Here is a 24,967-nt window from a genome sequence, read left to right on the forward strand (position 1 = left end):
CCACAGTCGTCGAGGTCAGTCCCGAGGCACAGAAGTTCCTCGACGGACTGAAGGCGAAGGGCATCACCCCAGCCGGTGACGGAAGCATCGCCGTCAACACGGCCAATTACATCTGCGCTGCCGGTCCTCAGACCGACGACGAGGTCCTGACCTTCGTGACCGCCTTCGTCGGCCAGGAAGCGTCGGCGGAAGGCAAGCAGATCACTCCCGAGCAGGCAGGTGCGAACGCTCAGATCTACATCGACGTCGCCAACGCCACCTACTGCAAGTAGGCGCGGGTCATGGCGAGGTCTGGAAAGCGTCGTGGGTGCCTGATCCCGCTGCTGATCATTCTTGTGGTCGCAGCGGTCGTGATCGGCGGTTGGTACATCCTGGCCGGGCGGGTGCCTTCGCCGACTCCGATCCCGCCGAGCCCGGAGCCTCCGGTGTCTCAGCCGGCCAGTTGCCCCGATGTCCAGGTAGTAGCCATACCGGGTACGTGGGAGTCGAGCGCTACCGACGACCCGTACAACCCGACGGCCAATCCGGCGTCGTTGATGCTGAACGTGACCCGTCCTCTGCAGGAGAAGTTCGATACTTCCCGGGCCGACGTCTACACCGTTCCGTATGTCGCACAGTTTTCGAATCCGGTGGCGATCCCGCCGGACGGACAGCAGTCCTACAACAACAGTCGGGCTGCGGGAACTGCTGCCACTAACGACTTTCTGATGAAGCGGCACGCCGAGTGCCCGCTCACGAGTTACGTCCTGACTGGATTTTCCCAGGGCGCGGTGATCGCGGGTGACGTCGCCGCGAGTATCGGCGACGGTACCGGCGCGGTGCCTGCCGATCTGGTTCTGGGCGTCGGCTTGATCGCCGACGGTCGGCGCGATCCGGCGTTCGGGAACACCGTTGGCCCGAGCGTTGCCGGTGTCGGCGCCGAGCTGTCGCTGAACGGGCTGAAGCTGCCCGGTCTCACGATGACCGGCCCGAGGCCCGGCGGGTTCGGTGACCTCAACGATCGGACCTATCAGATCTGCGCGCCGAGCGACGGTATCTGCGACGCGCCGGCAGCCGCTCTCAACCCGACCAACTGGCTGAGTTCGGCGCCGCGACTGCTCGAGTACTACAACAACCCTGTGCACGCGATGTACAACTCCTTCCAAGTCGATCCGAACGGCACGACGGCCACCCAATGGATGGCACAGTGGGCTGCGGAGAAGATCGACGCTGCACCGACGCCGCCCCACAGTTGAGTCACCGCCGCACTGTTGATTCGTCACAATCGGGCGTCTCGGGAGTTCGCTCGCGGGTAATCTGCTCGTTTGGTCCCGGTAGAGTGCTGCACGGTCCGGGGGCTTCCTCTACAGTGCTGTCACGTAAGTGACTGGCGAGTAGGTTCGATTTGTCCGAGTTTGTAGTTCGAGTACGACGTACGTGTCCATCACAGGAGATCGATATATGAGTTCCACCCACGGCAGCGATGCCCTACGCAAATTTCGGTTTGCGGCCGGTGGCGAGGGCAACGCCGAAGAGGGTGGTGCGCGACGCTTCGTCAAGCTCGCGCAGAAGGCCGAGGAACTCGGCTACGACTCGTTCATGATTCCGGATCACCTGGGTAATCAGGTCGGCCCGATCGCCGCTCTCGGAGCGCTCGCGGTGGCCACCGACAAGATTCGTCTCGGCACCGCCGTGTTGGCCAACGGCTTCCGTCATCCTGCTGTGCTCGCGAAGGACGCGGCGACTATCGACGTGCTGTCCGGTGGTCGACTCGAACTCGGTATCGGTGCGGGCTGGATGAAGGAAGAGTTCGACAAGGGCGGCATCGCCTACGAAAGTCCGGGCGTTCGCATCGAGAAGCTCGAGGAGTCTCTGCAGATTCTCGACGTTCTTCTGCGCGGGCAGGAATGCACTTTCGAAGGCAAGCACTATCAGGTGCGCGGCCTCAAGGGCAGCCCGCGACCGCGGCAGGGCCCGCGGCCACCGATCATCGTGGGCGGCGGAGGCCCGAAGATGCTTGCTCTCGCGGCGAAGTACGCGGACATCATCTCGGTCGCCACACCGACGAACCGTGACGGGCGGCTTCTGCTCTCCGGAATCACGATGGAAAAGACCATCGAACGTGTCGAGCGGATCCGCGAAGCTGCCGGCGAGCGTTTCGATGAGATCGAACTCAACTGGACCATCACCATGATCATGATCACCGACGATCGAGAGCAGGCTGCCGAAATGGCAATCGCCGCTCTGGACCAAGGTTTTCCGCCGAACATCGAAGTGGATCGTAAGCTGAGCGTGGAGGAGCTGTTGAACTCTCCATACCTGGCTGTGGGCACTTTCGAGGAAATCGCAGACCAGATTCGACTGGTCCGCGAGAAGACGTCGATGTCGTACGTCGGGGTCTTCCCGACGCAGATGGAAGCGTTCGCCCCGATCATCCCGTTACTGGCGGGCGAGTAGGCCGGAGAATACGGACGATGCGAATCTGTAACATATCGATGGTTTGGGATCGATGAAGTGATTCAGGTGAGTTGCGCACAAAGTGCGATTCGATTGATCGAAGATGGACCCGAGAGAGCGAAGGAAGTCTGGGGCGCAGGCATGAAAGACAGTGCTTGTGTGATCGCTTCGGAGGAGATGGAATGAACGCGCTGTTCGATGGCTTTCTCGACGAGAAGGGCCAGATCCGCCTGCAACCAGGCTTCACGCTGGTCGACTACGTCGAGCAACACTCGCGTGTCAACGCGGACGAGCTCGCGTATCGGTACATCGACTACTCACGCGAGCGTGACGGTGAAGCCCTGGAGCTGACCTGGGAGCAGTTCGGTGTGCGTCTGCGCGCTGTTGCAGCCCGTCTGCAGCAGGTCACCAAGCGTGGCGACCGTGTCGCGATTCTTGCTCCGCAGGGACTCGACTACGTCATTTCGTTCTTCGCGGCCATTCAGGCCGGTTCCATCGCGGTGCCGCTCTTCGATCCGGACGAGCCCGGTCACACCGACCGTCTTCACGCTGTTCTCGGTGACTGCAAGCCGACTGCGATTCTGACTGCCGCATCGTCGGCGGCCGGTGTTCGCCAGTTGTTCCGCTCGCTTCCCGCTGCCGAGCGTCCGCGCATCATCGCCGTCGACGCGATTCCCGACACCGTCGGTGAAACGTGGGTTCGCCCCGACATCGAACTCGACGACATCGCGTACCTGCAGTACACCTCGGGTTCGACCCGAGTTCCCGCCGGCGTGGAGATCACCCATCGTGCTGTCGGAACGAACGCGCTCCAGATGGTCGACTCCATCGAACTCAACGAGGACTCACGCGGCGTCACGTGGCTGCCGCTGTTCCACGACATGGGCCTGCTGACGGTCATCCTGCCTGCTCTGGGCGGCAAGTACATCACCATCATGAGCCCGCGTGCTTTCGTGCAGCGGCCGTACCGGTGGATCAAGGAACTTGCTGCGGTTTCCGACGGCGCCGGCACCTTTGCTGCCGCTCCCAACTTCGCTTTCGAGCACGCTGCCGCGCGTGGCCTGCCGAAGGACGGCGAGACCCTGGACCTGAGCAACGTCATCGGTCTGATCAACGGCAGTGAGCCGGTCACGACGTCGTCGATGCGCAAGTTCAACGACGCTTTTGCTCAGTACGGTCTGCCCAAGACTGCGATCAAGCCGTCGTACGGCATGGCCGAGGCGACGCTCTTCGTCTCCTCGACCAAGCATTCCGACGAGGCCAAGGTCATCTACGTCGACCGCACGGAACTCAACAAGGGACGCATGGTCATCGTCGACCAGTACTCCGAGAACGCAATCGCGCAGGTCTCCTGTGGGTACGTCTCGCGCAGTCAGTGGGCGGCGATCGTCGATCCCGAGACGCTGACCGAGGTCCCCGACAATCACGTCGGCGAGATCTGGTTGCACGGCGAGAACATCGGTATCGGCTACTGGGGTCGCCCCGACGAGACGGCGGAGACCTTCCACAACAAGCTGGACAATCGGTTGAGCGAAGACAGCCACACCGAGGGCACGCCGGCGGATGCCAACTGGATGCGTACCGGCGACTTCGGCGTCTACGTCGACGGCGAGCTGTACATCACCGGGCGCGTCAAGGACCTCGTGATCGTCGACGGTCGCAATCATTACCCGCAGGACCTCGAGGCTTCGGCTCAGGAAGCCAGCCCGGCTCTGCGCCCCGGCTTCATCGCTGCGTTTGCCGTACCGGCCAACCAGCTGCCGTCCGTCGTGTTCTCCAACACGCACTCGGGTCTGAAGTTCGACGACGACGATTCCTCGGAGCAGTTGGTCATCGTGGCCGAGCGTGCTCCCGGCGCAGGCAAGGCCGATCCGCAGCCGATCGCGGACACCGTGCGTGCGGCGATTTCGTCCCGTCACGGTGTTACGGCCCGAGACATCCTGCTCGTCCCCGCGGGTTCGATTCCGCGTACGTCCAGCGGCAAGATCGCTCGCCGCGCGTGTAAGGCGAGCTATATCGAGGGAACGTTGCGAGGCGGCTATCAGCAGACCGCATTCCCCGATAGCGTTTGAGGAGCAGTCCCTTCATGATCGGTGGCTTGGTGAGTTGATGGTTGAACAAGATGGTGCGCAGAGCAAAGACGTTGTGAGCGAAATGAGTGTCGCGCAGCTGCGTGAGTGGCTTCGCAATTGGATCGCCAACGCGACCGGTCAGCCGGCGGGGTCGATCACGGACGATCGCCCGATGGAAGAGTTCGGGCTCGCCTCGCGGGACGCAGTCGCTCTGAGCGGAGACATCGAGGATCTGCTCGGCGTCACGCTGACCGCCACGGTTGCCTATCAACACCCCACCATCGCTTCGCTGGCTACTCGGATCATCGAAGGTGAGCCCGAGGCGCCGGAGGAGACCGTCGACGCCTCGTATTACGTCTCAGGCGGCACGACGGACGCTCACGACATCGCCATCGTCGGACTGTCCACACGATTCCCCGGTGCCGGGCACACGCCTTCGGACATGTGGGAAATGCTGGCGGCCGGACGCGACGGCATCAGCGACCTCCCCGAGGACCGCTGGGCCGAGTTCATGTCGGATCCCGCCATCAAGGCCGCGGTCGAGAACGCGAACACCAAAGGCGGGTACCTCGACGACGTCAAGGGCTTCGACGCCGAGTTCTTCGCGATGTCTCCGCTCGAGGTCGTCAACGTCGATCCGCAGCAGCGCCTCGCACTCGAACTCGCGTGGGAAGCACTCGAGCACGCTCGCATTCCGGCGAGTGGGCTCAAGGGCAAGCAGGTCGGTGTTTTCATCGGCAGTTCCGCCAACGACTACCAGTTGCTCGCGGTCAGTGATCCGACGACGGCGCATCCGTACGCGTTGACCGGAACGTCGACGGCGATCGTCGCGAACCGGGTCTCGTACTTCTTCGACTTCCGTGGACCGTCCATCGCTCTGGACACCGCGTGTTCGTCTTCGCTGGTTGCCGTTCACGAGGCTGTGCGCTCGCTGCGCAGCGGTGACTCCAACATCGCGCTGGCCGGTGGCGTCAACATGCTGCTGGCCCCTCCCGGAACCCTCGGTTTCGATCAGACCGGGATGCTCGCTCCCGACGGAAAACTGCGTGCCTTCTCCGCTCAGGCTCAGGGCATCGTTCGCAGTGAGGGCGGCGGACTCGTCGTGCTCAAGCGCCTCGAAGACGCCGAGCGTGACGGAGATTCCATCCTCGCGGTGATCGCCGGATCCGCGGTCAACCAGGACGGCCGTTCCAACGGTCTGCTCGCCCCCAATCCCGATGCCCAGGCCGACGTGTTGCGTTTCGCGTACCGCGACGCCGGAATCTTGCCGACCACCGTCGACTACATCGAGGCGCACGGAACGGGTACCGATCTCGGTGATCCCATCGAGGCCGACGCGCTCAGTCGTGTCGTCGGTCGTGGTCGTGACGAAGACAAGCCGGCACTGCTCGGTAGCGCGAAGACCAACTTCGGGCACCTGGAAGCAGCTGCAGGTGCCGCCGGCCTGATCAAGGTCGTTCTGGCGATGCAGGAAAACAAGATTCCCGCGACGATCAACTACCTGGGCCCGAACCCGCACATCGACTTCGAGAAGTCGCACCTGCAGGTGACGCCCGAGGCCACCGACTGGCCGCGTTACACCGGCAAGGCTGTCGCCGGTGTCTCCGGTTTCGGTTTCGGTGGAACCAACGCGCACGTCGTGGTCAAGGAGTACGTGCCTGCCGAGACGGTAGTGGATGCCCCTGTCGCCGATGCACCTGTGGAAGACGAGAGCACCGTTGTGCTGGCTGTGTCCGGCGCGCTGCCGTCGCGTCGTCGCCGCGCAGCCGCTGACCTGGCCGACTGGCTCGAAACCGAAGAGGGAAGCAAGACGCCCCTCGCCGACGTCGCCCGCACACTCGCGCGTCGCAACCACGGACGCTCGCGCGCCGCTGTTCTGGCGAAGACGCGCTCCGAGGCCATCAGCTCGCTGCGCGCCGTCGCCGCAGGCAAGCCTGCTCAAGGAGTCTTCTCCGCCGACTCGCCGTCGCCCAAGGGCGCGGTGTGGGTGTTCTCGGGTTTCGGCTCGCAGCACCGCAAGATGGCCAAGCAGCTCTACACGGAGAACTCGGCCTTCAAGGCGGCCGTCGACGAGGTCGACGCGCTGATCCAGGACGAGGCCGGCTACTCGATGGTCGAGATGTTCCTCGACGATTCGATCGAGTACAACGTCGAGACCGCCCAGGTGGGAATCTTCACCATCCAGGTCGGTCTGGCCGCATTGCTGCGTCACCACGGCGCCGAGGCCGAAGCCGTGGTTCCGCACTCGATGGGTGAGGCCGCTGCCGCGTACGTTTCCGGCGGTCTGAACCTGGAAGACGCTGTCCGCGTGATCTGTTCACGTTCACGGCTGATGGGTGAGGCCGAGGGCGCACTTGTCGGCGACGACATCCGTCTGATGGCTCTGCTCGAGTACAGCGCATCCGAGATCGAGGCGCTGCTGCCCACGTACCCCAAGCTCGAGGTCTGTGTTTACGCAGCTCCGACGCACACGGTGATCGGTGGACCACAGCCGGACATCGAGGCGATCGTCGCGGCCGCCGAGGCCGACGGCAAGATGGCGCGTGTCCTGCAGACCAAGGGCGCCAGCCATACTTCGCAGGTAGATCCGCTGCTCGGTGAGCTTGCCGCCGAGTTGGCCGGTATCGAGCCGACCACGTTGAAGCTCGGCGTCTACTCGTCCGTCGACAAGGACACCTTCTACCGTCCCGGTCACGAGCCGATCCATCAAGAGGCGTACTGGGTCAAGGGTCTTCGCCACAGCGTGTACTTCACCAACGCGGTACGCGGTGCAGTTGCCCACGGCCACACCACTTTTGTCGAGCTTGCACCCAACCCGGTGACGTTGATGTCGGTGGCGGCTACCGCTTTCGATTCGGGCCTGCACGACATGGAGCTCATCCAGACGCTCAAGCGTAAGGAAGACGAGTCCGCGGGTGTTCTTGCCGCTCTCGCGCAGCTGTACGTGCACGGCCATGCCGTGAACCTCGAGTCTCTGCTTCCCGCAGGCGATTTCGCTTCGGTTCCGCGTACCGCATTCCTGCGTAAGCCGTATTGGCTCGACATTCGCGTCAGTGCCGGCGGTTCGGCTCGCGTACCCGGTTCGCACGTCGCTCTGCCCGACGGCCGCCACGTGTGGGAGGTCGACGCATCCGCCGTCACCGATCTGGCTGTGCTCGTGAGCGCTGCTGCCGGACAGGTGCTCTCGGATGTCGCTCTCACCGCTGCCGTTCCCCATGGTGAGCTGGCCGGCGCTGCGACCCTGACGACGACACTCAACCCGCATCCGGGTGGAGCGTCGGTGCAGGTGCACGCTCGTGAGGGTGCTACGTTCCGTCTGCTCTTCGACGCCGTCGTCACGTCGGGTGAGCCGCTGCCCGAGCTGGTCGTCAGCGCGCCGGTCAAGACCAGTGCGCCGATGGAATCCCTGGCCGAGGTCGTCGAAGACGCCGGAGGCAAGTGGGATCCGAACGGTTCGCAGAGCCTCGACGACCGCCTCAAGATCGTGGTAGCCGAGTCGATGGGGTACTCGCCGGAGGATCTGCCGGCCGAGGTTCCGCTCATCGAACTGGGTCTCGACTCGCTCATGGCGATGCGTATCAAGAACCGCGTCGAGTACGAGTTCGACATTCCGCAGCTCCAGCTCCAGGCAGTCAAGGACGCGAGCCTCAACGAGGTCAACAAGTACCTGCGCTACGCGATCGACAATCGCGAAGAGGTTCAGGCGATGGCCGACAAGCAGGCCGCGGAGAAGTTGGCGGCCGACGCTGCTGACGAGGACGTTGCTCCCGCCGAGGTGGCAGTGGAACTACCTACCACTGCTCCGGTTGCAGCTGCGCCTTCCGATCCTTCTCGAGCCGGAACTGCCGACGACGCAGGCTCGGACGTTCCGCCGCGAGATGCGGCCGAGCGCTTGACGTTTGCGACGTGGGCGGTTGTCACCGGGAAGTCGGCCAAGGGCATCTTCAACGATCTGCCGATCGTCGGTGACGAGGTCGCCGAGAAGCTTGCTGCTCGGCTTTCCGAGCGTGCCGGTGGCGAGATCACTCTCGACGACGTTCTCGACTCCACCACCATCGAAGAGCTTGCGGACGTCGTTCGCCAGTACCTCGAGGACGACGGCAAGATCGACGGACTCGTGCGTACTCTGCGTGCCCGCCCCGAAGGTTCCACTGCCGTACCGGTATTCGTCTTCCATGCTGCCGGTGGTTCGACGGTGACGTACGAGCCTCTGCTCAAGCGCCTGCCCGCCGGCACGCCGATGTACGGATTCGAGCGGGTCGAGGGCTCGATCGAAACCCGCGCTGCTGCTTACGTTCCGCTGCTGCGTGAGATCCAGGGCGACGGGCCGTACGTGCTGTGTGGCTGGTCGTTCGGTGGCGTGATGTCGTATGCGGTCGCGAAGTTGCTGCGCGAGCAGGGCGCCGACGTGCGTGTGGTCGGGCTGCTCGACACCGTCATGGCCGGCGAGGTCGTGCCGGACACCGAGGCGGAACGACGCAAGCGTTGGGAGCGCTACGGCAAGTTCGCCAAGCGCACCTACAACCTGGATGTGCCGCTGCCGCTTGACGTTCTGGCTTCCACCGAAGCCGACGAGGATCAGATCCAGATCTTGATGGACATGATCAAGATGAGCGGCGCCAAGATTCCCGGCGGCATCATCGAGCATCAGCGGACGTCGTGGTTGGACAATCGCGCCATCCAGACGGCCGAGTTCAGCAGTTACGACGGCGACGTCGTGCTCTACATGGCTGACAAGTACCACGACGAGCTGATGACGCTCGAGCCTGCATTCAAGACCCGCAAGGCGGATGGTGGCTGGGGTGACTACGTGAAGAACCTCGAGGTCGTCTACATCGGCGGGGACCACCTGCAGATCGTCGACGAGCCGTACATCGCGAAGGTTGCGGCAGACCTCACCACCAAGCTGGCCCAGATCGAGACAGCTCAGACCAAAGCAGCGGAAACCGGAGTTCAGAAGTGACGACAACCACCGCGGAGAAGCTCGCTGAACTCCGCGAAAAGTTGGAGAAGGCAAAGGAACCCGGCTCGGCTCGGGCCATTGCCAAGCGCGATGCAGCAGGGCACAGCACGCCGCGCCAGCGCATCGACATGTTGCTCGACCCCGGTAGCTTCATCGAGATCGGTGCCCTGGTGAAGATGGCGGGCGAGGGCAACCCGTACAGCGACGGCGTCATGACCGGTCACGGAACCGTCGACGGGCGTCCGGTAGCCGTGTTCGCGCACGATCAGACGGTGTTCGGCGGTGCCGCCGGAGAGATGTTCGGCCGTAAGGTCGCAGCTGTCAACGATTTTGCGCTGAAGGTGGGCTGCCCGGTCGTCGGTATCAACGATTCCGGTGGAGCTCGCATCCAGGACGCCGTTTCCTCGTTGGCCTGGTACGCCAACATGGGTTCACGTCAGGAGCCGTTGTCCGGCCTGTGCCCGCAGATCTCGGTCATCCTCGGTAAATGCGCCGGCGGTGCCGTGTACGCCCCGATCAACACGGACGTCGTGGTCGCGACCGAAGAGTCGTACATGTTCGTCACCGGACCCGACGTCATCAAGTCGGTCACCGGCGAAGAGGTCAGCCTCGAGGACTTGGGTGGAGCCCGCAAGCAGGCGGAGTACGGAAACATCCATCACGTCGCTCCCGACGAGAAGGCTGCCTTCGACTGGGTGCGTGAGTACCTGAGCTTCATGCCGTCGTCGTGCCAGGAGAAGGCGCCGCTGATCAACCCGGGCCTCGAACCCGAGATCACCGAGTCGGATCTCGAACTCAATGCGTTCATGCCGGATGCCGACAACGCCGGCTACGACATGCACGACATCATTCTGCGGATCTTCGACGACGGCACTTTCCACGAAATCGGAGCCCAGGTCGCGCACAACGTGATCACCGGATTCTCCCGCGTCGACGGCCTGCCCGTCGGTGTCGTGGCCAACCAGCCCACGTACCTCAGCGGCGCCCTCGACGCGGACAGCTCCGACAAGGCCGCCCACTTCGTGCGTCTGTGCGACGCTTTCAACATCCCGCTCGTCTTCGTCGTCGACACACCGGGCTTCCTTCCCGGCGTCGATCAGGAAAAGGTCGGCGTCATCAAGCGCGGCGGGCGTTTCCTGTTCTCGTACATCGAAGCCACTGTGCCGAAGGTGACTGTGGTGGTTCGTAAGGCGTACGGCGGCGGTTATGCCGTCATGGGCTGCAAGCAGCTTGGTGCCGACATCAACCTCGCGTGGCCGACCGCTCGTATCGCCGTGATGGGCGCCGAGGGCGCCGTCAACATCATGGGGCGGCGTCAGCTCGCCGAGGCCGGCGAGAATGCACCCGCGGTGCGTGCTCAGCTGATCAACTTCTACAACGAGTTCGTCGCGACGCCGTACATCGCGGCCGAGCGCGGATACATCGACGCGGTGATCGAGCCTTCGCAGACGCGTCTCGAGATCCGTAAGGCTCTGAAGTTGCTCGCGGACAAGACGATCTTCAAGAACCCGCGCAAGCACAACTTGATGCCGCTCTAGTTCTTTTTGTCACCGAGGGCGTCGAACTGGCGGCGTAGCGCTTCTATCGCCGCCAGGACGGCCGGCCTTTCGCTGTCTGTCCGCCAGGCGAGGTAGATGTCTCGGCCGAGCGGCGGAACCGTGTCGAGCATTCGAACACCTTCCGGCGGTACAACTCTCGCCAAGCGTGGAATCAATGCGACGGCGAGGCCCTGAGCGACGAATTCGACCTGGGTGGGAAACTCGGCGACCTCGTACTCGATTCGTGGGTCGAACCCCTGCGCGCGCAGGGTCCTGACGGTGAAGGTGTGAAAGTCCGTTCCCCGGGTCCACGTCGCCCAGGCATGCTCGGACAGCTCGCTGAGCGCGACGACCTTGTTCTCCGCCAGCGGATGTGACGCCGGGAGAGCGAGCAGCGCCACGTCGTCGTACACGGGCGTGAAGGAGAGTCCGTCGGGAAGTTCGACGGGCAGAGTGCTCCAACTGTCGACCACCACGACGTCGAGGTCGCGGCGAATCAGTGCGGGGAGCAGTTCTTCGGATTCGCCTTCGTTGAAGGTGATTTCGAGCTGCGGGTGCGCATGCCTGATTTCGGCGATGGCTCGCGGCAGCACCGTCCTGCTGGGGGAGACCAGGGCGCCGATACGTACGCGGCCCGTCACCTCGCTCTGCAGCGACGCGATTTCCGCCTCTGCCTGGGCGAGCGTCGAGAGAACCTCTGCGGTTCGGCGCGCGAGGATTCGGCCCGCTTCTGTGAGTCGCACACCGCGGCCCTGCGGTTCGAGGAGCGGAACACCGACCTCTCGCTCGAGCTTGTTCAACTGCTGCGAAATCCCGGAGGGTGTGACATGCAAGGTGCGGGCGGCAGCCGCCACTGATCCGTTCTCGGCGACGGCGTGCAGGGCGCGAAGTCTTTCGAGATTCAACACAGTAGTAATGCTACCGAATATACGGTCTGAACATTTGCTTGTGCTGAATAGTTAGCGGCAGGAACATTGTCGAGTGACCGCACTGACCTCCGCGACCGCGCAGACATCGACACCCACCCGAACTCCTCGGGGGCGCATCGACCCTCGACTGCTGGTCGTCGGAGGCGCAGCTGCGATCTCGATCAGTTCGCTCCTCATCAAGCTGGCCGATGTGGGGCCCTCGACCGCCGTCTTCTTCCGTTGCTTCCTGGCCTTGCCGCCGCTGTTGTGGTTGGCGTGGCGGGAGTACCGCCGGGTGGGCAAGCCGAGCCGGCGGGCAGTCGTTCTGCAGGTGCTCGGCGGTCTGCTGCTCGGGCTGGATTTCGCGTTGTGGTCGCAGTCGATTCTGATGATCGGCGCGGGGATGGCGAGCGTCGTCGTGAACGTGCAGGTGGTCGTGGTGCCCGCACTGTCCTGGTTGGTGTTCGGCCATCGGGTGCCGATGCGGTTCGTCTTCGCCCTGCCGTTCATGTTCACGGGAATCGCCTTGGCGGGCGGCGTGTTCGGGGGTGGGGGAACCGGCGACGACTTGCTGTGGGGAACGGCGCTCTCGCTCGTCTCCGGAATCGCCTACGGCGGCTACATCTTCGTGGTCGGCCGGACGGGCGAGGCGGATCGGGCAGCGAGCCAGGTGTTGATCTCGACGACGTCCGCGGGCATCGCCGGGTCCGTCATCGGATCACTGTGGGGCCGGATCGATTTCGTCCCGGGCTGGGAAGCGTTCGGCTGGCTCGCGGCACTGGCACTGGTCGGCCAGGTGTTCGGCTGGATGCTGATGGGGAACTCGCTCCCTCGGCTTCCCGCCGAGGTGGGCGCGACGCTCCTGCTCATGCAACCGGTTCTCGCCGTGCTGCTGGCAGTTGTGCTGCTCGGCGAACGGCCAGGCGTTGGGCAACTACTCGGGTGCGTCGTCGTTGTCGGAGCGGTCTCGGCCGTCTCCGTACGTCGCACCCGAGCAGTCACCCGAGTAGGTAGCGCAGGCTAGTGCACTCGCATCTCGCCGGGCATCCACATGCCCGAGCGGGTTGCGGTGCCCGTCTCCACCTCTGCCGGAACCGCATTGGGGAAGTACCGGTCGTACCGCTCGAGTGATCCCCAGTCCCGCGCCCAGTCGTCCTTCAGGTACGTAGGAACCGTCGTCGCACCGGCAAGAACCTCGGTGAATCCGAGCGGGCCACCGTTGTCCGCGGACTGCCAGGTGTCGGTGGAACTGACCGCAAGAGGACGGTCCGGGAGGATGCGGAAGTTCGGCATCTCGGCCACGCCGTTCTGATGTGTGAACGGACGTTGGCATGGGAACTGAAGGCCGACAGCCCAGTCCAGGAGCACCGGCTGCTCGTTGCCGATGTACGAGTTCAGGGACTCGAGCTTGGGCACGCGCGGCGGCGTGAATGCCATCCACTGATCGCCCGTGAGGTTGGGATCGAACGCGACCACCCGAACGGCGTCGGCGTCCGGCGCGAGTTCGTCGATCGGGATACGGACGTTGCGCCACGACGGCGCGGGTCCGATGTCTCGCGGCATGTACGAACCCTGAACCTGCACGGTTCCGTCGGGCTGCGTCTTGCCGTACTCGACCAGCAGCGACTGGCCGTACGTGATGGCACCGGTGTTGTCGACGGACCACTCGCGCCCGGCGACGGACATGACCACCAACGGTGATTCCTCACTGCGAGTGGGCAATCCGTACCAACTCGAGATGAGGGAAGCGGGTTCCTGTACGCCGGGCTGGTAGCTGCCCATGACCGGCGTCTTCGACGGATCGAGACCGAAGGGGAGCTTGGCCGTGCTGCCGTTGACGCCGACGTTGCCGGTGCCGCCGCTGGTCCCGGCGCCGGAGCCGGTGGCGAAGCTGGGGCCGACACTCTGGCTGTCGGTATTACCCATGCCCTGCTTGACCTCGATGTAATCCGCAGTCAGATCGCTGGGAACCCCATTGGGGGAGAAGCCCTTCGAATCAACTCCGGACAACGGATCCTCGGCGTTGAATCCGGGAGCGGTCAGAGGCCGCAGATTCCCGGAATTGACGTCGGTCTCGACCAGAACGTCCTCGGCCATGCCGCAGGTCTTGCCCGCGAGTGCCTCGATGTTGCTTCGGCCCAGCGAGTACGCCGGGTACTGCGACACTGCACCCTTGAGTAGCGAGAGCACCTCGAACAGGACCATCAGACCGGCAATCACGGTGAGGGGAGCGGCCGCGAACTTGCGAATTCGTCTGCCCTTGGCCGTGTTCGGCTTCTCGGGCGGGGCGGCAAATCCCTCACGCAGGTACTGCCAGGCGGCAAAGGCCAAGGCGAGAGCAAAGAGCGCGAGGAACAGGGTGTTGGATTCACGGCCGTCGTAGGAGATGGTCTTGTCGAACCACGGCACGCCGTAACTCGAGACGTACCAGTAGCCGTTGATGCCGGCGAACGTCAACGCGAGCATCAGGAGTAGTCCGGCCACGAACACCGATCGGTTACGACGCGAGCGCAGGGCGGACGCGGACACGGCCACGGCGGTCAGCGCGGCGAGAGAACCGGCGATGCCCGCGTACGCACCGAAGTGGTGAGTCCACTTGGTGGGGTTGAACATCATCAGGAACATCGTGCCGAAGACGACGCCGACCAGGCGCCACGACGGACCGGTAGCCGCGCCGGGGACGCGGCCGCGGCGCAACAACACGAAGAGCGTCGTGAAGAGGCACAGGATCATCGTCAAGAATGCGAAGCGTCGGGCAACCGAGCCGTCGACCGTCTGGACGAAGAGGTAGTAGTAGCGCAGGAAGTCCTGGTACCACTCGAGATTGGGCCCGATGATCGTTCGGACGCGCGTGGCTTCCATGACACCGGCAAAGGTCTGGTCGGCGAAGATGACCACCAGCACGATGGTTCCGGCAGCGGCGATCGGAGCGAGCAGCGGCAGTGTGCCGACCAGTCGGTGACGCTTGACGACGATACGCACCAACGGGCGCACACCGGCGAGAAGGGCTGCGATACACATCAATCCGGTGGGTGCGGCGGCAAGAGTGAAGGCGCCGATCAAGATTGCCGTGGCCGCGGGCAGCAGACGTCCGGTGGCGATGGCGCGCTCGATGGAGCACCAGGTGAGCAGTGCGCCGAGAGCCACGATGGGCTCGGGGCGAAGACCGTTGTTGTACGCCAGCCAGAAGGACAGGAACACCAGACCGCCGGTCCAGAGGGCGACGTTGCTCCGGCGAACCGCCCGGCCGAGACGCGGGACGACCTCGCGGCTGATGACCATCCAGCAGAGGATTCCGGCGAGCAGAGCGGGCAGACGCATGAACGGGCTCGCGGTCGAGATCTTCGCCATCACGGCCAGCACTTCGTAATACCAACCGAACGGGGCCTCGGGAACGCCGAACCAACGGAAGTAGTTGGCCATGTATCCCGCGTCCGGTGAGACTCGGGCCATGGTCAGGAGATAACCGTCGTCGGCGGTGTTCGCGCCGATGAAGTGCCACACGACGAGTGTGCCGACCACCACTCCGTCGATACCGGAGAACTTCCACCAGCGTGCGGGCAGGAAGCGTCGGTGCTTGCGGCCGTCGGTGCCGTCGAGGCGAGCCAGGGCGACCAGCGCGACGATGGTAGAGAGGACGGCCACGATCATCGCGACCAGCTTCAAGACGCTGGGGCTCGAGGAGAAACGTGAGTCGATCGTCATCGAGAAGCCGAGGCCCTCGGGGGCAGCGCCGTCGGGCAGGTCGCTGAAGACGCCGACCACCTGCGGGCGGAAGTCACCGTCGAGCTGGCCACGAATCGGGTTGCCGTCGGGATAGGTCAGTCCGACGAACTCTGCCGTGGTTCGGTTGACGTCAGAGCTGAACGCGATGGCGCCACAGCGACTGGACTCGACGTCCTCGCGTGCCGCCGAAGCGACGACGACGTTGCGATCGAGCACGTCGACGCTCGTCGCGGACACCCGGACGAACATCGACGACAGTGCCGCGCCGTCGCCCTGTGCAGGTGCCGTCGACAGCAAGATGCCGCCGCCCTCCGGCAACGAGCTGACCGCGGTACAGGGGATCGATGCGTTGACGTCGATGGGAACCTGCGCCATCAGCGGTGCCTCGACGTCGCCGATCACGCCGTTCTGCGGCCAGTTGACCGAAGCCGTCGTCTGCACGACGGGAAGCAGCGGAGTCGCCAGTGCGAGCACGAAGCCGAGCAAGCCGGCGATGATCGCGACCCATCGCGTGCGATGGAAACGCTCGCGGGCATCCTGACCAGCAGGAGGCGGCGAACTCGAAGTCTGGGGTGAAGCTGTCACGGCGTCGGGCACGGCTACCGATGGTATGTCAGGGCTGAGCGTGGACCTACCGTGCCCAGGTGGTTGGTAGGTCCACGCGTAACAGTTACGACTGGTAACGAATCGGGCCCGGTGTCCAGGTGCCCGATCGGGTCTCGGTGGTGACGTTCATTTGCGCGGGAATCGCGTCCGGATCGAGCGGTGTGTACTGCTCGAGCGATCCCCAGTCACGATCCCAGTCGTTGTCCAGATAGGTCGGCAATGCCCTGGCCGAGAGCAGTTCGGTAGTCCAGCCGAGCGGTCCGCCGCCGTAGTGGTCCTGCCAGGCGTTGGTGGACTCCGCACCGATGCGGTCGGGCAGGATGCGCCACTCCGGGATCTCGGCGACGCCGTACAGGTGATCCACCGGACGTTGGCACGGGAAGGCCAGACCGACAGCCCAGTCCATCAGCACGGGATCGGTGGATCCGACGACGTCCTGCAGCGTGCGCATGGTCGGCACTCGTGGCGGTGTGACCGCCAGCCACTGGTCGGCGCTGATGTCGGTGTCACTGGCCACCAGACGCACGGTGTCGGCGTCGGCGGGCAGCTGATCCATCGGAACGCGCAGGTTGCGCCACGACGGCGACGGGCCGATGTCGATCGGATCGACACGTCCCAGTGCGTCGACGCTCCCGTCGGCCTGCTTCTTGCCGTACTCGACCTGCAGCACTGCGCCGGGGGTGACGATGCCGTCGGAGTTGACGTAGCGGATGCGTCCGGCGGCCGCGACGGTCAGGAGCGGTGCGGCGTCGTTGCGCTCGGGGAGTGAATACCAACCGGTGGTCAGTGACGCGTTCTGAGGTGCTCCGTAACTACCGAGCACCGGGGTTTTTGCGGGGTCGAGCCCGAACGGGAGCGCGACGTTGCTGCCGTTGACGCCCGAGGTCGACTGCGAGCCGCCAGCGGTTCCGGATCCGGTTCCGGGCGTGCTGGTGGTGCCGGACTGAGAGGTCGTGGTGTCGAGGCTGTTTGCACTGCCCGCCGTCGAGTCCTCGGCGTCTGCGGTGAGGTCGCCGGCGACTCCGTCCGGCGAGAATCCGCTCGATTCGCTTGCACCGAAAGCTCCGGCGCCGGCGAGGTCGGTGGGCCTGTCCACCAATTGCAGGACGCCGGTGTTGGGATCGGACTCCACGAGTACCTCACCCGCGAGACCGCAGCTTCCGCCGAAGACGGATTCGATGTTGGACTTGCCGATCGAGTACGCGGGGTACTGACCGACCGCTCCCTTGAGTAGGGACAGCACCTCGAAGAGCACGACGGCTCCGGCCGCGATGGTCAACGGTGACGGGGCGAGAAGGCGAAGTCGCCTTGTCTTCTTGACGCTGTCCTCTGTGCCGTTTCGCTCGCGCGGCTCCATGACGTGGTACCAAGCTGCCAACAGCAGCGCGAGGATTGTCAGACCGAGGAAGGCCGTCGAGAATCCCTTGCCGGCGATTGACGGCGGCTTGTCCCACCACGGGACGCCGTAACTCGAGACGTACCACCAGCCGTTGGAGCTCGTGAACGCCACAGCGAGGATGAACAGGATGCCCGCGGCGAACAGCGCGCGGTTTCGTTTGGAGCGCATGCTCGACGCACTCACACCGACGGCGGCAAGGACGGCCACCGTGGCGGCCAGACCGGCGTACACACCGAAGTGGTGGGTCCACTTGGTGGGGGTGAACTGCATCAGGAGCAGCGACGCGAACACGATGCCGAGGATTCGGCGCGAGGGCCCGATCGCGGTGCCGGGGATCCGGCCCTTGCGCAGGATCATCATGACGCAGAAGACGAGTCCGACGATCATGACGAACATGCCGAAGCGGCGGGCCAGTGAGCCGTCGGGGGAGATGGTCATCAGTGCGTCCCAACGCAACCGTTCCTCGAACCACGGAACGTTCGGCCCGACGGCCGTTCGCACCCTGGTGGATTCGAGAACCGTTGCGAGGGTTTGATCTGCGAAGACTGCGACAAGAACCACGGTTCCGGCTGCGAGGATCGGCATGACCTGGGACAGGAAGCCGACGCGTTTGCCGCGGGCGATCAGGATCTGCAGGATCGGCCGGGCGCCGGCGATCAACGCGCCGATCGCGATCAGCCCGGAAGGTCCGGCGGCCAGCGAGAATGCGGCGATCAGCACGGCCATCGCGGCGGGCAACAGACGTCCGGTGGCGATGGCGCGTTCGATGGAGCACCACGTGAGCAGGGCGCCGAGGGCGATGATGGGCTCGGGACGCAGGCCGTTGTTGTACGGCAACCAGAAGGCCAGGAACACGAGCCCGCCCGTCCAGATGGCAACCTTGTTGCGGCGCACCGCAACACCGAGTCGCGGTATCACCTCGCGGCTGATGACCATCCAGCACAGAATGCCGGCGATCAACGCGGGCAGGCGCATCCACATGCTTGCGGTGCTGACCTTCGCGAACAGCGCCAGCACGTCGTAGTACCAACCGAACGGCGCTTCGGGGACGCCGAACCAACGGAAGTAATTGGCCATGTACCCGGAGTGCTCCGAGACTCTGGCCATGCCGAGCAGATAACCGTCGTCGGAAGTGTTGGCGCCGAACACATGCCAGAGCGCCAGCGTGCCGATCACCAGGGCGTCGATGCCGGTGAACTTCCACCACCGTGCCGGAAGGAACCGCCGCGCACGACGGCCGTCGACGCCGTCGATCCGGTGCAGTGCGTACAGCGAGACGATGGTCGAGAGTGCCGCCACGATCATCGCGAACAGTTTGAGAAGTGTGGGGCTGGACGAGAACCGGGAGTCGACGTCCATGTGGGCGGACAGTCCGGCGGGCGCTGCGCCCTGCAGGTCGGTGAAGATGCCGACAACCTGTGGGCGGTAGTCACCGGTCAGGGTGGTGCCGACGCCGTCGATTCCGGTGACCGCCGCGACGGTCTGCTCGGAGTTGGTCGTGATGGTGATCGCCGTGCACCCGCTCAGTTGATCGAGCGGGGTCGAGATCAGTACCGAATCGCGGGTGAGTGCTTCGAGGCGGTCGGCAGTGGTGCGGACGGTGAGGCCGCGGGCGTTTCGGTCCGGCGCCCCGTTCGGCATGGTCGAGAGCAGTGTGCCGCCGCTGCCGCCCAACTGGCCGAGGGTGGAACAGGGGATGCTGATGTCGAGCGATGTGGGCGAGTAGGAGATCAGCGGCGACGAGACGCTGTTGACGGTCCCACCCTGCGGCCAGTCGATGCTCGCGGCTTCCTGCTTGACGGGCAGGAACGGCGTCGCGAGTGCAAGAAGCAGGCCAAGAAGTCCGGTGACTATCGCGATGAGTCGTGCCGTCCGGACTCGCTGGGAATCCGATTCTCGGGGAGCTTCGGGGCCAGTGGGCACGGGTTTCGGGGGCACTACTACTTCAGACGGCACAAGGAACGATGTTAGGCGAGTGCGGGCCCGCACATTCTGAGAGAACTACTCAGGATGCAACTTCCTGTTCGGATTGTGGTGTTTCAAGTGTTCGGGCGATGGTGTCGAGTGAAATACCCAACACTTCCGCGACCGCGCTGATGGTGAAGAAGGCGGGTGTCGCGATGCGTCCGGTTTCGATCTTGCGCAGCGTTTCGACGGAGATACCGGCGTCGAGCGCTACCTGAACCATGCTTCGGTCCCCCCGCGCCGATCGCAGGAGTTCACCCAGTCGTAGTCCTCGTTCGAGTTCTTCCGCCGTCAGCGGCACGCGCACCATGTGCTTATAGTAATACCGGTATAGTTATTCGACAAGGAAGGTGTTCGAAATGGTCGAAATCAAGACCGCAGGGGAAATCGACGCGATGGCGGCGGCTGGGAGAATCACGGCGCAGGCTCTGGCTGCGGCGCGTGAGGCGGCAAGCGTCGGGGTGACGTTGCTCGAATTGGACGCCGTTGCCGCGGAGGTTATTTCGGCGGCCGGCGCCTCGGCGCTGTTCTTGAACTACCGGCCGGCAACGGCACCGACGCCGTTCCCAGGCGCCATCTGTGCGAGTGTGAACGATGCTGTGGTGCACGGTATCCCGAATGACTACCGGCTTCGCGACGGTGACCTGGTCAGCATCGACTGCGGCGCGAGACTCGACGGTTGGTGTGGTGACTCCGCCATCAGCTTCACTGTCGGGCGGGGGAGTAGTGAGGATCAGGCACTGATCGACGCGACCGATGAGGCGCTTTCCCGTGGCATTGCCGCTGCCCAGCCCGGAAACCGATTGGGCGACATCGGTGCCGCGATCGGACAGTACGCGCGTGGCCGCGGGTACGGCATGCTGGCCGATCACGGTGGGCACGGCATCGGCCGCGAGATGCACGAAGGCCCGGACGTGCCCAACGAAGGTCGAGCAGGCAAAGGCTTCCGGCTGCGTCCCGGCCTGGTCATCGCCATCGAACCGATGCTCATCGCCGACGGAACCGACGACTACCGGCACGACGCCGACGGGTGGACCCTTCGTACCGTTTCGGGCGCCCGGGCTGCGCACAGTGAGCACACGGTCGCGATCACCGAAGACGGTCCGGTGATCATGACCCGCTGATCAACCCGCTCAGCTCTGGTTGGAGGTCTTGCCGCTCACGAGGTCTCGTACGTCCCACACCCACACGTCGTCGACGCGCTTGGCGTCGAAGCCGACCAGCTCGTCGACCGTGTGGCGCAGGGCGTCGTCGCCGGAGAATCGGGGAAGCACCAGTACGTCGGCGTGCCAGTACCGCAGGTCGGTCAGTGCGTTCGCTCTGGTGCCCACGTCGATCAACGGGACCTTGCCGGTTTGTTTGGCATTGACCAGCAGGGTCGAGGTGGGCCGGGACTCGGCGCCGTAGATTCCGGCACGGGTCTTCGAATCCGGGCCGACGAAGTACCCGCCGGCGATGGGGAAGCCGAAGTCGGCGTCGACCTGCCAGCTCAGTGCGCGGGCGTCTTCGGCGCTCGCGACGGGAACCGTCACCAGGGTGCCGTCGCTGACGTAGTTCTCCCACGAGCCGCTGGTGATGAATTCGGGCGTCGCAGATCGCTGATCGGCGTCGATGGGGGTCGGGATCAGGGGAATCATCGCGACGGCGAGAGCCACCAGCCAGACACCGGCTGCCGTGCGGCGCGGTCCACGAAGTTCGACAAAAGCGCGGTAGGTGCCGAGGGTGAGCAGCAGCCCGATCGCCGGAATCGCGCCCATCGCGAATCGGGATTCGAGCACCGATTCGAACAACGGCAGGTCGGCGAGGAGTTTCCACGGCAGAGTGATGCCGGTCTTGTCACCGTCGATGGTCAGTTCGGAACCGAGTGAGAGCACACCCATGACCACGATCACGGCGGCAGCCGCGCGGGTCAGGCGGATGCGCCACAGCCACACCGTTGCACCGAGAAGCAGGAGCACCAGCGGCCATCCGAAGTACGCGTTCTCCTCGGTCGGGTTCATTCGGAACTCCGCGCCCTCGGGGTCGCCCGCAACCGATTCGGTCGGGAACGTGGTGAGTGCAGCGGTGTCGTTGCCGGCCTGACCGTGTGAGACGCCGTCGTAGCTCGCTGGGCCGAAGAACTGCGACCACAGCGGCACCGCGGTGATCAGGAGTGTGACCGCACCGCCGATCACGAGGCCGGGCATCGCGCGCTTGATCGCCTGGCGCGACTTGGCCAGGTCGGGCAGTGCATAGGCGGCGCCGAACACCATGGCTGACATCGTGAAGATGAGGAGCGGTTCTTCGCCGAGGAAGATCTGCCAGGCGACGAGTAGGCCGAGGACGACACCGTCGCGAACCGGACGCTTGCCGTTCGAAATGCGCACTACCTGCAAGAATATGAACGGAAGTACGAAGAACGCGACGAAGTTCGGGTGGCCGTTGGCATGCGAGATCATGGCGGGCGCAAATCCGCAGAACCCCGCTCCGACGGCGGCGGCGACCTTGGAGCGGACGGAGACTCCGGTCAGTACGTGCCGCGAGAATGCCCAGTACCAAGCGATGGCGGTGCCGCCGAGGCCGGCGGTCAGCCCGATCGCATACGTGGCGGTCGGTCCGAAGATCAGCGTGATCGGGGCCAACGGGATGCTGATGCCGAACATCGCGGTATTGGCCATCAGGTTCACGCCGAGTGGATAATTCTGCAGGTCACTGAACAGTGGGCTGCGGAACTGGGCGAGGGCGTGAGCGGTATCGGCGAAGAACCATTCCCACATGGCCTGGTCGCGGCCCGCGTTGAACAGATAGCCGGACTGCAGATCGCTCCACAGGTTGGACATCACGTAGATCGCCGCGACGGTGAACGTCGCCATGATCGCGAGGTCGACCAGACGACCGCGCTGGACGACCGAGCGCCGCACTGCTGAACGGACTCGCCCTGGACGTGCTTCTTCGAGCAGTTGGACGTCGGGCAAGGTCTCGGTCATGCAGTCGGTGCCTTTCGGTTCTGGCGCCCATCCCTGAAGTGGCGATCTCAGAAGTTCGGGGTGGCCTACTTAGGTCTCGATTCGATAACTTCCACTGTCAGAGTAACGAACAAAACGGTTCGCGTCCGCGAGCGGGCGCAGTCAGCGGGACAAACCGGTCCGCCCGACTTGTCCGGAAAGTAATGTTTTCGTGCACCGTTTGACGGGTTCGTGACCGGGGTATCGCAACAAGGATCTTGCTCGCGTTTGTTCAGGCAGCCCCGACGAATCCCATCCTCGACGAAGAGTTGGAACCTACGTCCGGGGCCTATACCGGATGGGATGGTGCTTGTGCATGTCGAAGACAGCAGTTCGCAGTAGCGCAGTGGGGGCAGTGGCCCTGTTGGCCGTTGTCCTGGGGGGTGGGACGGCGTCGGCAGGCGTCGACAACACCAGTTCGATCACCGACGTCAAAGGAAATCGGATAGAAGTCTTCCAGGCTGATACCGCTATCCACGTCTTTCCACCTCTCGACAGCTCACCGCTGAGTGTCGAGTTCTTCCACGACGGGGTTGCCGGCGTGAAGATCGACGGCCCGGATGCAGCAAGTTTCACCGGAACGAAGCTGACGATCGGCTATCAGATCGGTTACCCGATCGCGCTGACCGGCGCGACGGTCGTTCTCAACAGTCCTGGTCTCGACTGGGCAGTCGAGAGCGGAACGAACCTCGGGATCGGTCTGGTTCCGGATTTCGAACTGGGCCTGGATATTTCCAATGGGTTCGTCATCGGCGGCGACATCATTCCGTCGCAGGAACTGGACGTCGACCTGGCGCCGGGCGGTATCACCGACGTCGCGCTGCTCGAAGATCAGGAGTTCGACGGTCCCGAAGCCGCTGTCCGTCTGTCCGGAGTTCACGGTTACGTACAGGGAGCAATCGGTCCGGTGACCATCAGGCCGTACGCGAAGGCTGTCACGTCGAATGGCGATACCGTCGTCACTTACGGTGTACCGCAGAGGCTTTAGCGAAAGCGGATGCTCCCGCCGTCACGCTGCAACAGCGTGATGGTGGGAGTTTTCCGCGTTCCGTGTGGTCGAATCGGCGCCACGAATCGGCGAAGCGTCCGCCCAGTGGGCACTACGAGAAACACTGACGAGTTTCGCGACCAACCGTGCCGCGATCCACACGAGGTACACGGCGGTGATCAGAAGCAGAAGTGCCCAGTCGTGCGCGAAGAATCCGACTATCCCGCCGATCGTGAACGCGAGGGCGACGAAGACGACCCGTCCGCCCACGTCGGTCTCGACCAGATACTCGGGTTCGATCGGATCGTCGGGTTCACTCGATTCATCGACGTCCTCGGATGATTCGGCCCTGGACTTCTCGTGGTGTTCGGTGGGGATCTCGAGTAGCTCGCCCCATTCGAGCACCGCAACGGTGTGCGCGGTGTCGGTCGGGATCGCGCGGTAGTCGCGGGACTCGGACACGTCGATGAGAGCCCTTGCCAGAGTGAGTACTTCGATGCGATTGCGAATCGCGACGCTCAACACTTCATGGAAAGCCTGCTCGCGCCCGAACGGTTTGCCGCGCGCAATGACCAGAACATGCTCTGCGGAATCGAGAACTGCACGATGCGGTACAAGCTCGCGGCTTTGCGCAACGAGTTCGCTCACTGTCATCACCTACCCCGCCGGTGGTTGATGCGGCCGTTTGCTCGACTGCGCTTGGAGGGGCTGAGTACCCCGGCAGTTTCGGAAACAAACTCGCCGGACCGCGTGTCAGATTTGCGCAGCCGGGGCCGAGAGTGCTCCGAGGCAACTTTCGATCAGGTCGGCAACGATCACGTGAGCACGTTCTCGGCTGTCGACGCGGCCTTCCCACGTGGCAAAAGTGACGACGGTGAGCACGGTCAGAGTTCCCGCCCGAAGTTCGGCGATCTCTGCCGGTAAGGAGGACGCAGCAACGATCCGCCGCTGAACTTCGCGGAAACTCTCGGCCTGCATGTGGTCACGGATGGTCGACGACATCGCCGGGTCGAAGATCGACTGCACCAGGAACCGTGCGTACAACGTGCCCTCACGGTAGATGGTCTGTTCCGCCAACGGCAGGACGAGAGCCTCGACGAGGGCACGCATCGTCGGTGGATTCGCGTCGAGATCGATCGTGTCGAGCAACTCACGACGACGCTCACCGGCAGGTCGCATTCTGGACTCGACGACGGCCGCCAGCAAACCTTCACGTGACCCGAAGTGATACTGCGCAGCCGATTTGTTGGCCTGCCCGGCTTCGGTCTGAACATCACGAAGAGTCAGAGCGGCCAGACCTCGCTCGGCAACCAGACGCTCGGCTGCATCGATCATCGCCGCTCGGGCATCGGTTCGGGGCACGGTATGAAGTTAGGGGTGCG

16 protein-coding genes are annotated in these 24,967 nt (G+C 64.2%); 9 read left to right on the top strand and 7 right to left on the bottom strand.

Features of this window, described 5'->3' with window-relative positions:
* From RWT78_RS00555 to RWT78_RS00580, 6 genes are all read left to right on the top strand, one after another.
* On the top strand, positions 1 to 272 hold a 272-nt coding region (locus RWT78_RS00555), incomplete at its 5' end, for a DUF732 domain-containing protein (protein ID WP_314673210.1).
* Between the two features lie 9 nt (positions 273 to 281).
* Positions 282 to 1,235 (top strand): cutinase family protein, encoded by a 954-nt coding sequence (locus tag RWT78_RS00560; protein WP_003943848.1) that lies wholly within the window; start codon positions 282 to 284, stop codon positions 1,233 to 1,235.
* A gap of 205 nt (positions 1,236 to 1,440) precedes the next feature.
* On the top strand, positions 1,441 to 2,436 hold the full coding sequence (locus RWT78_RS00565) for an LLM class F420-dependent oxidoreductase (RefSeq protein WP_007731815.1): 996 nt from the start codon (positions 1,441 to 1,443) through the stop codon (positions 2,434 to 2,436).
* 182 nt (positions 2,437 to 2,618) lie between these two features.
* Positions 2,619 to 4,508: a long-chain-fatty-acid--AMP ligase FadD32 gene (gene fadD32, locus RWT78_RS00570; RefSeq protein ID WP_003943899.1), complete on the top strand. Its 1,890-nt coding sequence runs from the start codon at positions 2,619 to 2,621 to the stop codon at positions 4,506 to 4,508.
* A gap of 37 nt (positions 4,509 to 4,545) precedes the next feature.
* Complete coding sequence (pks13, locus tag RWT78_RS00575; RefSeq protein ID WP_314673238.1) at positions 4,546 to 9,471, top strand: polyketide synthase Pks13; 4,926 nt, start codon at positions 4,546 to 4,548, stop codon at positions 9,469 to 9,471.
* On the top strand, positions 9,468 to 11,009 hold the full coding sequence (locus tag RWT78_RS00580) for an acyl-CoA carboxylase subunit beta (protein WP_003943957.1): 1,542 nt from the start codon (positions 9,468 to 9,470) through the stop codon (positions 11,007 to 11,009). The genes pks13 and RWT78_RS00580 overlap by 4 nt, the downstream gene beginning before the upstream one ends.
* Here RWT78_RS00580 and RWT78_RS00585 read toward each other — a convergent pair.
* Positions 11,006 to 11,917 carry a LysR family transcriptional regulator gene (locus tag RWT78_RS00585; RefSeq protein ID WP_007731813.1) on the bottom strand — a complete coding sequence of 304 codons (912 nt, stop codon included), beginning with the start codon at positions 11,915 to 11,917 and terminating at the stop codon, positions 11,006 to 11,008. The two genes, RWT78_RS00580 and RWT78_RS00585, sit on opposite strands and share 4 nt — an antisense overlap.
* Before the next feature lie 73 nt (positions 11,918 to 11,990).
* On the opposite strand from RWT78_RS00585, the gene RWT78_RS00590 reads away from it, so the two are divergent.
* Entirely contained in the window at positions 11,991 to 12,941 is a 951-nt protein-coding gene (locus tag RWT78_RS00590) for a DMT family transporter (RefSeq protein ID WP_314673242.1), read from the top strand.
* On the opposite strand, the gene RWT78_RS00595 is transcribed toward RWT78_RS00590, so the two are convergent.
* From RWT78_RS00595 to RWT78_RS00605, 3 genes are all read right to left on the bottom strand, one after another.
* A complete protein-coding gene (locus RWT78_RS00595) occupies positions 12,938 to 16,240 on the bottom strand; it encodes an arabinosyltransferase domain-containing protein (RefSeq protein ID WP_314673244.1) in 3,303 nt (1,100 codons plus the stop codon). The two genes, RWT78_RS00590 and RWT78_RS00595, sit on opposite strands and share 4 nt — an antisense overlap.
* Positions 16,241 to 16,313: 73 nt before the next feature.
* A complete protein-coding gene (locus tag RWT78_RS00600; protein ID WP_314673370.1) occupies positions 16,314 to 19,571 on the bottom strand; it encodes an arabinosyltransferase domain-containing protein in 3,258 nt (1,085 codons plus the stop codon).
* 82 nt (positions 19,572 to 19,653) lie between these two features.
* Entirely contained in the window at positions 19,654 to 19,923 is a 270-nt protein-coding gene (locus tag RWT78_RS00605) for a helix-turn-helix domain-containing protein (protein WP_003943854.1), read from the bottom strand.
* Positions 19,924 to 19,972: 49 nt separating this feature from the next.
* Between RWT78_RS00605 and map the strand changes: the two genes are divergently transcribed.
* Positions 19,973 to 20,737, top strand: a complete 765-nt coding sequence (gene map, locus RWT78_RS00610; protein ID WP_314673247.1) for a type I methionyl aminopeptidase — start codon at positions 19,973 to 19,975, stop codon at positions 20,735 to 20,737.
* 9 nt (positions 20,738 to 20,746) lie between these two features.
* Here the strand turns inward: map and RWT78_RS00615 are convergent, their stop codons facing one another.
* Positions 20,747 to 22,579, bottom strand: a complete 1,833-nt coding sequence (locus RWT78_RS00615) for a glycosyl transferase (RefSeq protein ID WP_149357860.1) — start codon at positions 22,577 to 22,579, stop codon at positions 20,747 to 20,749.
* Between the two features lie 334 nt (positions 22,580 to 22,913).
* Here RWT78_RS00615 and RWT78_RS00620 point away from each other — a divergent pair, with 334 nt between their 5' ends.
* A complete protein-coding gene (locus RWT78_RS00620; RefSeq protein ID WP_003943954.1) occupies positions 22,914 to 23,585 on the top strand; it encodes an MspA family porin in 672 nt (223 codons plus the stop codon).
* A gap of 21 nt (positions 23,586 to 23,606) precedes the next feature.
* Here RWT78_RS00620 and RWT78_RS00625 read toward each other — a convergent pair whose 3' ends face one another.
* Together RWT78_RS00625 and RWT78_RS00630 are read right to left on the bottom strand one after the other, a co-directional pair.
* Positions 23,607 to 24,239: a hypothetical protein gene (locus RWT78_RS00625; protein WP_202022615.1), complete on the bottom strand. Its 633-nt coding sequence runs from the start codon at positions 24,237 to 24,239 to the stop codon at positions 23,607 to 23,609.
* 99 nt (positions 24,240 to 24,338) lie between these two features.
* Complete coding sequence (locus RWT78_RS00630; protein ID WP_003943927.1) at positions 24,339 to 24,947, bottom strand: TetR/AcrR family transcriptional regulator; 609 nt, start codon at positions 24,945 to 24,947, stop codon at positions 24,339 to 24,341.
* Between the last annotated feature and the right edge of the window lie 20 nt (positions 24,948 to 24,967).

Origin of the sequence: uncultured Rhodococcus sp., from assembly GCF_963525155.1 — a bacterium.
In the GTDB taxonomy this organism is placed as follows: domain Bacteria; phylum Actinomycetota; class Actinomycetes; order Mycobacteriales; family Mycobacteriaceae; genus Rhodococcus_F; species Rhodococcus_F qingshengii.